Raw genomic sequence first — 10,802 nt, forward strand, 5'->3', positions numbered from 1 at the left:
ACCACTTTTATCGCCCCCGCCCACAAAAAAAAACAACCCCCCCCGGGGGCCGCTTCTTTTTTTTCGCGGGCCCCCCCCCCAATCCACGGAGCATGAGGCGGCAGCGCCACTTTTCCAGCTCGCATCTCGAATTGCGACCATAGCTTGGCACCTTCGCGGCGCATTTTGCCCGAGTCTGGCCACTTCACCTTCTTGTCCCAAGGTCTGCGGTCATAGTCCTAAGCCGGCGTCTCGATCTGCTATGTGCAGCGATTGCCGCATGGAACTCCCTAAAGTCGCTTTGATCTATCTCAATTCTCTTACAGGCGCGGGCATCAACTTGAGAGAGTCGCGTCCATCGCTCGGCCGCGCCGGCCGGGCGGTTGGGCGCTTCCAGGGAGCTCGATATGATCAAGTCGCTCGGAATTGCCACATTCGCCTTCTGCTTCGCAGTATCGGCTCAGGCGATGACACCTGCCCCGATTGCACAGCCCGAAAGCCTCGTTACGGAAGTTGCTGCTGCCTGCGGCGTCGGTAGGACACGTATCAACGGCGTGTGCGTAGCACGGACGACGGTCCGTCATACCCGTCGGGCGGTCCGCAGATGTGTGAGAGGAACAACGTGCTGATTGCTTGTCCTTCAGGACAATACCGCAAAGTGGTCTCGCCATGATTAAAATAGAAGAGTACCGACCCCAACGGTACATCAACGGCCCCCGGCCTCAGCCCTCCAGACTGAGGCCGTCTTGCGCCTGAAAGGTTGGCCGGACCGGTCACCTTGTCGGATTTATCGACCCGGCAACAGCATGAAACCGCAATGCTGATGCCAGCAGGCCAACAAAATCAAAACTCGAGAGCACGCTTCCATCGTCAATTGGCCAAGCCGATGCTGGAGGTGAATAGCGCAGACACACAAAGCAAATGTTTACGCAATTTACCACTCGACCATCAACGCGATGGTCTTCATTTTCCCATCTGATAATTGCCTTGCGCGCCTTGTTTGGTCGGATGCTCGGAATGGTCCTTTCGCAGCGGAGGTGGCCGGCATGTCCGAAATGGTAGAAGTGCTCGCCGGAACGAGTTTGTTTCTGCTCGCCTTCTCGCTGCTGATATTCGACATACCCCGCTACACCTTATCGCTGGTGTCTCTTGCTCTGTTCAGCTCGAAGCGGCGAAGCGCCAGTGGGACGGTTTGCGAGGCGACGGTAAGCGTGATTATCCCGACCTTCAACGGCGGCTCCGGGCTTGCTCCTTCGATCAGCTCGCTGCGCCGGCAAACCCTGCGACCTGTCGAAATCATCGTCGTCGACGACGGCTCCACCGACCAAACACGCGCGGTCGCGGAGCGGGCGAGAGCGCAGGGGCTGGTTGACATGGTCATCTGCCATGGGACCCGCTGCGGCCGCAGCGCTGCCATCAACGCGCTGCACGGTTTGCCCGCGGCGATCTTCTTCTGACCCTAGATGCCGACACTGTCTTCGAACCGAACGCGGTTGAGCGCCTCGCGGCTGCGTTCGGCGATCCGCTCGTCGCCGGCGCAAGTTGCAACATCGCGATCAGCAATGAGCGCGATTCGATATGGACAGGACTTCAAAGCGTCGAATACCTGATGTCGATCACTGCGGGGCGGTCGATCCTCGACGTGGTGGATGCGATCGCGTGTCTGTCCGGCGCCTGTTCCATGTATCGGCGGGATATCTTCACGCAGCAGGGCGGGCTCGACGTCGGGCCTGGCGAAGATATGGAGTACACCTTACGGCTCCGCAGGCTCGGCTATGTCATTCGGTTCGTGTCCGACGCCTGGGCGGAAACAGCCGGCCCCGCAAGCGGCATCAGTCTGTTGCGCCAGCGCGCGCGCTGGGATCGCGATGCTCTGCGCATCCGTTTCATGATGTATGGCGAGCTGAGTTTTCGCCATCCGCTAGAGCGTTTACCGGACACGATCCAACGGCTGGACTTCATCGTCTTCGATCTCGTTCCGACGCTCAGCCTGCCGTTCTACTTGGCCTACATTGTGCTGTTGTTCGGCCCGGATGCCGTGTTGTTTCTCTCGGCGATCTACCTGCTGCTGCTGCTCTGGATCTCGGCATTCAATATGGCACTTGTGTTCGCCCTATTCCAACGATCCGTCGGAAACTTTGGCTGGAAGATGGCGCTGATCTTTCCCTTGTACCAGGGCGTCTATCTGAAGTGCGCGCGGTTTTTTTCCTACTCTTCGGAAATCATCTTTGCCTCGTCGCGGAACGATGATTTCGTGCCACCGCGCGTTCGCCGTGCACTATTCGGAGATCGGACAAAAGAGGTGGCCAAATGACGGTGGCCCTGACGCGACTCGATCCGCATATTCCCGATCCTATCGAGAGCCGTCGGCGCGCGGCCGGACGGACCGTCCGCGCCGCCTATGCGACAATCGTATTCGGCATACTCGCATTCTTTGTCGTCTATTTCGGGAGGCCAATTCTCTATCTCGGCGGCCCGGGCAGCGTGTCCTCGCCAAGATATTTGGTTTCACTGCCCTACATCGTGCAGATCAACAGCATCACCGTGGTGAGAGGTGGATCGGTCAAGGCCGGCGAAGAAATCGGAAGGGTGCGGTCTCCGCAGCACGATGAAATCGTCGCTACTTATATGCGCTCGCTCGCGGACATCGCCGGCCGCAAAGCGGAACTGCGTGTCAAAGCCCGGGTTGCGCGCGAATCTCTCGACGCGGCGCGCTCACATCTGCAGCTTGCTGAGGAAGCTGTCCAACTTATCGCAACCTCATCGGCCGCGAGCCTGAATTACCGCATTGACATGTCGCGGGAGCGCGCCCTGGCGAACAAAGCCGTGGTCTCGCAGGAGGCGGAAGCCGCCGAGGCCAGCACTCAATTGGCCGCTCTCGACGAATTCAGCCGGCAACTTTCTGATCGCCTCGAAAAGGTTGAAAGCAGCTTTGCCGACGGAAGAGTCTTTTCACCCATAGCTGGCATCGTCGCGAACAATCCAGCGCGTGCCGGCCAGTCACTGGTGGCGGGCACTCCGATCGCAGAAATTCTCGACCCCACCGATGTCTTCGTCGACTGGTACGTTCCCAACGAACGCCTGTCCGACCCGAAAGTCGGTAACGAAGTCTTTGTCCTGTTCGGCAACCGGCGAATTCTGGGCGAGATCGTGGAAATTCTGCCGGTGTCAGACGTGTACCCCGGAGCGGGCTCATCGGCGGCGCGCGAGCGTACCGCCTCGCAAATCGCGCGAATTCAGTTCAGCCCAGGCGCGCATCCCCCGGCGCTGAACTCGGCCGTCGACGTTCACATGCACTACACACAACTCAGCGCGCGCATTGCTTCCATGCTGGTGAAACTATTCGGGCTCGACGAGCTGTGAGAGGGAGCGAGGTGCAGCATGCAGATCGAAGCGAACCAAACGGGTTGCCCGGCTTGCGGCTCCTCCGCGCTGATGTTGTTTCCAGTATTCCACCACATGATCTGCGCCTATGTTGGTCCGGAGTATGACTTCACGCCAAACATCGCGGGATATACGTGCCCGAAGTGCTGCCGCGACATTGTGTCGGCCGACCCAGCTTGCGAGATCGTGGGCACTAGCGCGCGGTGCACAAGGTGTTGGGTCGAGATGGTGGTGTCCCCAGCGTGTGCTCCGGCTGACTTGTAAGGATTAGCGGCGATCTCGGCTTATCCGTCGCTCAAGTGCGACTGTGGCGAGCAGAGTTGGACAGAGAATAAGCATAGGGTAGCTTCAGCAGCCAGGTAGAGCTGCCTTGGTCGGTAGCACGATGCCCGACTGCAACTACGATAGTTTCAACGGTCTCGCCTGTCTCCACAGGGCGAGTGAAGTTTTGGACAAATGGTTGCAACTCAACAGCGCATCGGTCAACAATGCCGCGCGAGTTGACGAAGGCGGAATTTTCACCACTTTTCCCAAGCGCGCCCGCGCTCCCACACACGGCGTTCTGGACCCAACGCGGGTGGCCGACATTGTGGCGATGGTCGCCGAGCAGGCACAAACTGCATAGACACCCGGTCGTAGCGGAGGCATCATAGCACCCGGCTGGCGTGTATCGGAGGACACCATGATCAGCTTGATCCGCGTTTTCGATATCGCCGTACTCACGTTGGGCATGTTCAACGTCTTGCTGGTGGCATTGATTATCTTTGCATTTTGATGCTCCCGCCGACGCGGCAATCGCCGTGCACGCGCGGCGGCTGCGCTTCAATTTCGCCGCCCGACTCAGGCTGAGGTTGTATTCGCTGCCGGCGTCTCGTCTGTGGCGGTTTGACAGGCGGCGCCGTGACGAAGCTTTGCAGCGCCGCTCGACGGCACGAAGCCTTGGGCTCACAGAGAGCAATCCGCCCTGCCCTTGGCCTCTCGCACCCGAACGCTGCCGCGTCCACCGCAAGCCGGCTCGCGAACATGACGACCACAAGATCGCCCCTCAAGGATGAGCCGGGATGGCCAACACATACGCCGCGTCCGAATTTCGGTAAAGTGGAATATATTTGCGAAGATGGATTGACAGCAGAGCGACAAAGCAAGGCCGTAGCCCAAGCGAGAGTTTAGCCGCCGAAATCCCGCGGGCTGAACGGCAGGTCCATCACCTTCCATTCCCCGTATTTGTCGGCCGGCAACATCTTGTAGGGCTGGCAGGCCTGAAGCGCGCTCATGGCGGACTTCACGAGCGCCACGCCCTTTGCGGACGGCGGGGCTTCGATCAGGATCGGCTCGCGCGCCAGCGTGCCGTCGGTCGCGAGCACGGTGCGCAGCTTGATGTTGACGTTGTCGGTCGGCGCGACCCCAGCCGGCAGCTTGGCGCAGCTTCGCAAATGACGACGCAGCTCGGCGATGATTTCGACCGGCAGCTTCGCCGCGATTGAATCCTTGGCATCGCCGCCATCGTCTTTGGGGGCGTCTTTCGGCAGCTCCGTCGGCAATTCCGGCGGCAGGCCCAGCATGACGCCGTATTTGACAGTGACGTCGGGCTCCGGCGCCTGATAGGACGGCGGCGGCGCGGCCTCCGGGTGCTGCATCGCTTGTGGCAGTAGCTGTGGCGCCGGGGGCTGCGGCGTCGCCTGAGGCGGCGGCGACTGCGATGGCTGAGGCTGTGGCTGTGGCGGCTGCGGTTGCGGCTGCGCATTTGCCTCGCGCTGCTGCGGCGTCTGTGAAGGCTGTGGCTGCGGCTGTTTCTGCTGCGGCGGTTCAGGCGAGGCCTGCTGCTTCGAGGACTGTGCCGCAGCCTGCTGCTTCGCCTCGGGCTTCGGCGCGGCCGCCGCCTTGTCCTTATCGTTCAAATCGAACTTCGGCAGTTTCAGGTCAGGGGTCGGCTCCGGCGGCTTCGCCTTGAGTTTTTCCTCGGCCTTCTCCTCGGCTTTGGCCTCCTCCTGCTTCACCTGCTCCGGCGTCACGATGCTGATTGAAACCGATTCGGGCGGGCTGGCGTGAAACGGATGGACTTCGCTGATCACGATGATCAGCGCGACCAGCGTCAGATGGGCGATCGCCGACGCTGCAATGTCCGTCCGTATGATCTTCCGCAGTTCCATCGCCTGACTTCAGGTTGCCAAGCTGGTCCTAGCATACGGCAGGCCCCTCTCAATCCCATTTTGGCGCGGAGGCGAAATCGGTCAGGCGGCCCTTGGGACTGGCCAGCGCGGCGATCTGGGCCATCTCGTCGTCCGAAAGCTCGAAATCGAAGATCTCGATGTTTTCCGACAGGCGTTCGACGCGCGAGGTGCGCGGGATCGCAGCGACATTCTGTTGCACCAGCCAGCGCAGGCAGACCTGGGCCGGCGTCTTGTGATGCAGACGCCCGATCTCGGCGAGCGTCTGGTCGGTCTTGATCCGCCCCTTGGCGATCGGGCTGTAGGCAACCAGCGCGAGCCCGTGCTGATCGCAGGCCGCCCTCACCTTCGCCTGGTCGAGATAAGGGTGGTATTCGACCTGGTTGCAGGCCAGCGGCTCCGGCGACAACGCCACCGCCTGCTCGATCAGCGCCACGGTGAAATTGGAAACGCCGATGTGGCGGGTCAGGCCCATGCGCTTGGCATGCGACAGCGCGCCCAGCGTCTCCTCCAGCGGCACGTGCGAATTGGGCCAGTGCAGCAGCAGGAGATCGACGGAGGGAAGTCGCATGCGCGCCAGGCTCTCCTTGACCGAGCGCTCGAGATCGTGGGGCGCGAAATGGTTGGTCCAGACCTTTGTCGTCAGGAAGATGTCGTCGCGGCGCACGCCGGAGGCGCGCAAGCCGTCGCCGACCTCGCGCTCATTCTCGTAGACCTGTGCGGTATCGATGTGGCGATAGCCGAGCCGCAGCGCCTGCTCGACCACACGGGCGCACATGCGCCCGCTCAGCTCCCAGGTCCCCAGCCCGATCGCCGGTATCCTTGCGCCATTGGTCTCGACGAACAGCATGAGGAATCCTCTCTGTCGCGGTCGCCCAAATCATGATCCAGGCGTCATTATGAACCCGGGTGGCAACACTGCCAACGGGCGACACCGGCCGCCGGGTCGGATCTTGCGCGCAATGCTAACGGGAGGTTCGTGCCAGGCCTTGACGTCAGGCCTTGACGTCAGGCCTCGAGCTCAGGCTTTGGCGAGCGCCTGGAACACGGTGTCAGGCGCATGCGCGATCACAGCGAGCAGCGCGCGGGCGGGTCCCCGCGGGGCCCGCTTGCCCTGCTCCCAATTGCGGATGGTCTCGACGGGAACGCCGAGCTTGGCCGCGAACTCCATCTGGGTCAGGCAGGCACGACGGCGCAAATCGCGCACGGCAAGCGAGCTGGTGTCGGGCGGCGCTGCGTTAGGTACGGGCTGGATTGGAAACGGCTGGACCGGAAACTCCTGCCCATCCCGCAACTCGACGATCCGTCCGTCCGCCTTCAGCCGCACACGCATGCTCATTCCCCCAAGCAAGGCGATGATGCGGCAGCTCGCTTAAGTCCGGATTAAAGATGATGGCTGCGTATACGGCTCGTGCCCCGGACGCAGCGCAGCGCTTCTTCAGCGGTGCGCTGCAGAGCCGGGGCCCATGTCGGCGCAATACTGTGCCGCTTCTGGGTCCCGGTTCTGCGCAGCAACGCCAAGGGCGTTGCAGCGCGCCCGGGAGACGAGAGTGCGTGTAGCCCTACCTCAACCCGAACCACAACGTCGCGATGCCGAGGAAGGAGAAGAAGCCGACGACGTCAGTGACGGTTGTCACGAACGTGCCGGAAGCCACGGCCGGATCGGCCCTGACACGTTCGAGCGCCATCGGGATCAGGATGCCTCCGAGTGCGCCGGCGAAGAGGTTCACGATGATGGCGAGCCCGATGACCAGGCCGAGGCCCGGGATCCTGAACCAGGCCACCGCAGCGACGCCCGTGATCACGGCAAAGGCGAGACCGTTGACGAGGCCGACCAGGCCCTCGCGCACCACCACGCGCCAGGCATTGGAGGAGCCGAGCTCGCGCGTCGCCAGCGCCCGCACCGCGACCGTCATGGTCTGGGTCGCGGCATTGCCGCCCTGGCTTGCGACGATCGGCGCCAGCACGGCGAGCGCCACCATTTTCTCGAGCTGGCCCTCGAACAGGCCGAGCACGGAGGACGCCAGAAAGGCGGTGGCGAGATTGACCAGCAGCCAGTTGAACCGCGCGCGTGCAATGGTGAACACGGTGTCGGACAGCTCTTCGTCGCTGTTGACGCCGCCGAGCGCCTTGAGGTCCTCGTCCGCCTCTTCCTCGATGACGTCGACGACGTCATCGACGGTGATGACGCCGACGAGGCGGTCCTGGGTGTCGAGCACCGGGGCTGCGACGAGATTGTACTTGCCGAACATGCGCGCCACCTCCTCCTGGTCCTCCAGGACGGAGACGCGGCGGCGATCCTCGTCGGTCAGCTCGGCAAGCGCCACCGGGCGGCGGGCGCGCAGCAGCACGTCGAGCGAGACCGCGCCCTGCCAGTGCTGCTCCTTGTCGACGACGTAGATCTCGTAGAAGCGGTCTGGCAGATCCGGCGTCTCGCGCATGTAGTCGATCGCCTGCCCCACGGTGAAATCCTGCGGCACTGCGATGAACTCGGTCTGCATCCGGCGGCCGGCGGAGTTCTCCGGATAAAGCAGGCTGCGCTCGAGCACGACGCGCTCCTTGAGCGGCAGCTTCTCGAGGATCTCCTCCTGATCGGCCTGATCGAGCGTTTCCAGCAACTCGACCGCGTCGTCGGATTCGAGCTCGCGCACACCTTCCGCGACCGTCTGCGGCGGCAGTTCCTCGAGGATCTCCTCGCGCACGCCCTCGTCGAGCTCGTTCAGCGCGGAGAAGTCGAAATCGCGCCCCGTCAGCTCAACCAGGCGGACCCGATCGTCGGGCTCGAGAGCCCCAATGAGATCGCCGAGATCGGCCTCGTGCAGCTCGGCAACGCAGGCGCGCAGCGCGGCGCTGTCGCCGGCCTCGATCGCATGGGTAATTTCCGCGACGAATTCGTGACGAATTTCGCCGTCTTCATTGCGCATCGGCACGTGGTCGAGTACCGATTCCGCGGCAGATGCGGCACCGTCCAGATGTTCATCCATGGCGCGCCTCGCCGTTCGACAGGTTGGAACGAGTGGTCTGAGCTGACGGTTCAGGCAATACCCACAAGGCAACTCTGAGCGCAATGACAAAGATGCTTCGACTGAGGTGGACCTCGATGTCGGCAGGCGCAGCCCTCGCCGCCCTCACCGGCATCGCCTCGAGTGAAGCCGCCGAGTGCCCGCGCAAGGACGCGCTCGGCACCTCCCGCATTCTGAGCGTCGACGCCAAGACCACGCCGCGCGTGGGCCTGAAGAGCTTTCCGCAGACGCTGGAGCTTGCCGATCACGAGGTCGTGCTGACCTTCGACGACGGCCCGCATCCGCCGACGACGTCGAAGGTATTGGCGGCACTGGCGCAGGAATGCGTGCGCGCGACCTTCTTCCTGATCGGCCTGCACGCCTCCGAACACCCTGACATGGTCAAGCGCATCGCGCGCGAGGGCCACAGCATCGGTCACCACACCTTCTCGCACCCATTCATGGCGCGCATTCCGTTCGACAAAGCGAAGAGCGAAATCGACCGCGGCATCGCGGCCGTCGAGCTGGCTCTGCACGGCACCTCGACAACGACGCCCGCGACCCCGTTCTTCCGCTTCCCCTATTTCGAGGCGACGCCAGCCGAGCTTGACCTGCTCCAGTCCCGCGGCATCGTGGTGTTCGGGGCCGACCTGTGGGCCAGCGACTGGAACGAGATGACGCCGGAGCAGGAATTGAAGCTCGTCACGGAGCGGCTCGCCGCCGCCGGCAAGGGTATCATCCTGTTCCACGATCCCAAGGCGCGTACGGCTGCGATCATGCCGGCCTTCCTGCGGTATCTGAGGGAGAACCGCTATCGGGTGGTTCACGTCGTGCCGGCGGGCGCATCACAGAAGAGTGCCGACGCGCATTGATGCCGGAATGTCACGCCGGTGCAAAATGGGGTGATTTGGGCCCTATTAACAGTCTGTTCATGCTACGCCATGCAAGTATCAAGGGGACTTGTCGCGGCAAGGTTCTGGGTAACGGTTCTTGCGCCTGAACCGTTTGCCGATGTCTCCGACCTACTATGGCGGCAATCGCGTAAGAGGGCAGACGAGGTTCATGATCGGAAGTAGCGTTGTTGCTCGGACGCGATCGTGGATCGTCCTTTGCCTTGGCAGCTTCCTTGGCAGATTTCTTGGCGGATTCCTTGGTGTCCTGACCATCGGCTCGCCGGCCATTGCGGCCGACTGCCCCGGCCATCCGGACGCGCTCGGGACCTCCCGCACGCTCGTGGTCGATCCGCACGAGCATCCCCGCATCGGCACCATGCAGTACCGCGAGACGCTGCCGCTGAAGGACCATGAAGTCGTTCTGACCTTTGACGACGGTCCGTTGCCGAAATATTCCAACCAGGTGCTGCAGATCCTCGCCGACGAGTGCATCAAGGCGACCTTCTTCATCATTGGCGAACAGGCCAAGGCGAACCCGGAAGGCGTGCGCAAGCTGGTCGCAGCGGGCCATACCGTCGGCACCCACAGCATGACGCATCCCCTCACAATGGACCGGATGCCGCTCGACAAGGCCGAGGCGCAGATCAATGGCGGCATCGAGTGGACATCGGCCGCAATGACCGATCCGTCCAAGCTCGCGCCGTTCTTCCGCATTCCCGGCCTGATGCGCGCCGACGGCGTCGAGAACGTTCTGATCTCGCGCGGCATCCAGGTCTGGAGCGCCGATTTCCCGGCCGACGACTGGCGCCCTGTGTCGCCCGATCGCGTCTATCAGCTCGCAATCCAGCGGCTTGAGGCCAAGGGCAAGGGCATCCTGCTGCTGCACGACATCCAGGCCCGCACGGTGGCGGCGCTGCCGAAGATCATCCGCGACCTCAAGGCGCGCGGCTATCGCATCGTGCACGTGGTGCCCGCGACCGCCGAGCAGCCGGCGACGCCGACAACGCCGGTGGAATGGCTGCTGCATCCGCCGACCGAGACCACACCGATCGCGCGCTGGCCGGCCGTGCCGAACTTCGTGTTCGCGCAGACCAAGACGCTTCCGGCACCCTCGCTGGCCGACCTCAACGCACAGGCCGCGCACCAACCGCTGCTGCCGCGCAAGACCATGGCGCTCGCCAATGTCGCGGCCACCCTGCCCGTGCCTGGCCGCGATCTCTTTGCGATCCCGGAAGGCTCGGTCGAGGTGCTGCTGTCGACGACCTTGTCGCGGGGGGGCCCCCCCCGCCCGGGCCGGGGCGGCCGCGCCCCCCCCGCGGCCCCCGGGCGCCCCCCCCCGGGGCGCGCCGCCCCCCCCCCCCCCCCCGCGCCCGGGG

The 10,802-nt window shown here is 63.3% G+C and carries 8 protein-coding genes and 1 pseudogene; 5 read left to right on the forward strand and 4 right to left on the reverse strand.

The annotated features are described in order from the left end of the window. The first annotated feature begins 1,034 nt into the window (after nucleotides 1-1,034). The 3 genes and pseudogenes from AC0L23_RS18025 to AC0L23_RS18035 all read left to right on the forward strand — a co-directional run bounded on the left by AC0L23_RS18025 (nucleotide 1,035) and on the right by AC0L23_RS18035 (nucleotide 3,988). Nucleotides 1,035-2,293, forward strand: a pseudogene (locus AC0L23_RS18025) (glycosyltransferase family 2 protein). Next, nucleotides 2,290-3,342, forward strand: coding sequence for an HlyD family secretion protein (locus tag AC0L23_RS18030; RefSeq protein ID WP_085351364.1), 1,053 nt, complete (start codon nucleotides 2,290-2,292; stop codon nucleotides 3,340-3,342). Before AC0L23_RS18025 ends, AC0L23_RS18030 begins: the two are co-directional and overlap by 4 nt. Before the next feature lie 406 nt (nucleotides 3,343-3,748). Next, nucleotides 3,749-3,988: a hypothetical protein gene (locus AC0L23_RS18035; RefSeq protein ID WP_085351363.1), complete on the forward strand. Its 240-nt coding sequence runs from the start codon at nucleotides 3,749-3,751 to the stop codon at nucleotides 3,986-3,988. A gap of 541 nt (nucleotides 3,989-4,529) precedes the next feature. On the opposite strand, the gene AC0L23_RS18040 is transcribed toward AC0L23_RS18035, so the two are convergent. The 4 genes from AC0L23_RS18040 to mgtE all read right to left on the reverse strand — a co-directional run bounded on the left by AC0L23_RS18040 (nucleotide 4,530) and on the right by mgtE (nucleotide 8,515). Further along, nucleotides 4,530-5,513, reverse strand: coding sequence for a hypothetical protein (locus AC0L23_RS18040; RefSeq protein ID WP_085360921.1), 984 nt, complete (start codon nucleotides 5,511-5,513; stop codon nucleotides 4,530-4,532). Nucleotides 5,514-5,562: 49 nt separating this feature from the next. Next, the gene (locus AC0L23_RS18045; protein ID WP_085360919.1) at nucleotides 5,563-6,381 is read right to left on the reverse strand and encodes an aldo/keto reductase; all 819 of its coding nucleotides are present in this window, start codon (nucleotides 6,379-6,381) and stop codon (nucleotides 5,563-5,565) included. A gap of 171 nt (nucleotides 6,382-6,552) precedes the next feature. Then, nucleotides 6,553-6,870: a helix-turn-helix domain-containing protein gene (locus AC0L23_RS18050; protein ID WP_018455197.1), complete on the reverse strand. Its 318-nt coding sequence runs from the start codon at nucleotides 6,868-6,870 to the stop codon at nucleotides 6,553-6,555. 223 nt (nucleotides 6,871-7,093) lie between these two features. Continuing rightward, nucleotides 7,094-8,515, reverse strand: coding sequence for a magnesium transporter (gene mgtE / locus AC0L23_RS18055; RefSeq protein ID WP_018455198.1), 1,422 nt, complete (start codon nucleotides 8,513-8,515; stop codon nucleotides 7,094-7,096). Between the two features lie 116 nt (nucleotides 8,516-8,631). Between mgtE and AC0L23_RS18060 the strand changes: the two genes are divergently transcribed. Next, the gene (locus tag AC0L23_RS18060) at nucleotides 8,632-9,405 is read left to right on the forward strand and encodes a polysaccharide deacetylase family protein (RefSeq protein ID WP_473357178.1); all 774 of its coding nucleotides are present in this window, start codon (nucleotides 8,632-8,634) and stop codon (nucleotides 9,403-9,405) included. A gap of 190 nt (nucleotides 9,406-9,595) precedes the next feature. Further along, a partial coding sequence (locus tag AC0L23_RS18065; protein WP_473357179.1) for a polysaccharide deacetylase family protein occupies nucleotides 9,596-10,802 on the forward strand: 1,207 nt, incomplete at its 3' end.

Source organism: Bradyrhizobium sp. MI1.4 (assembly GCF_055811315.1).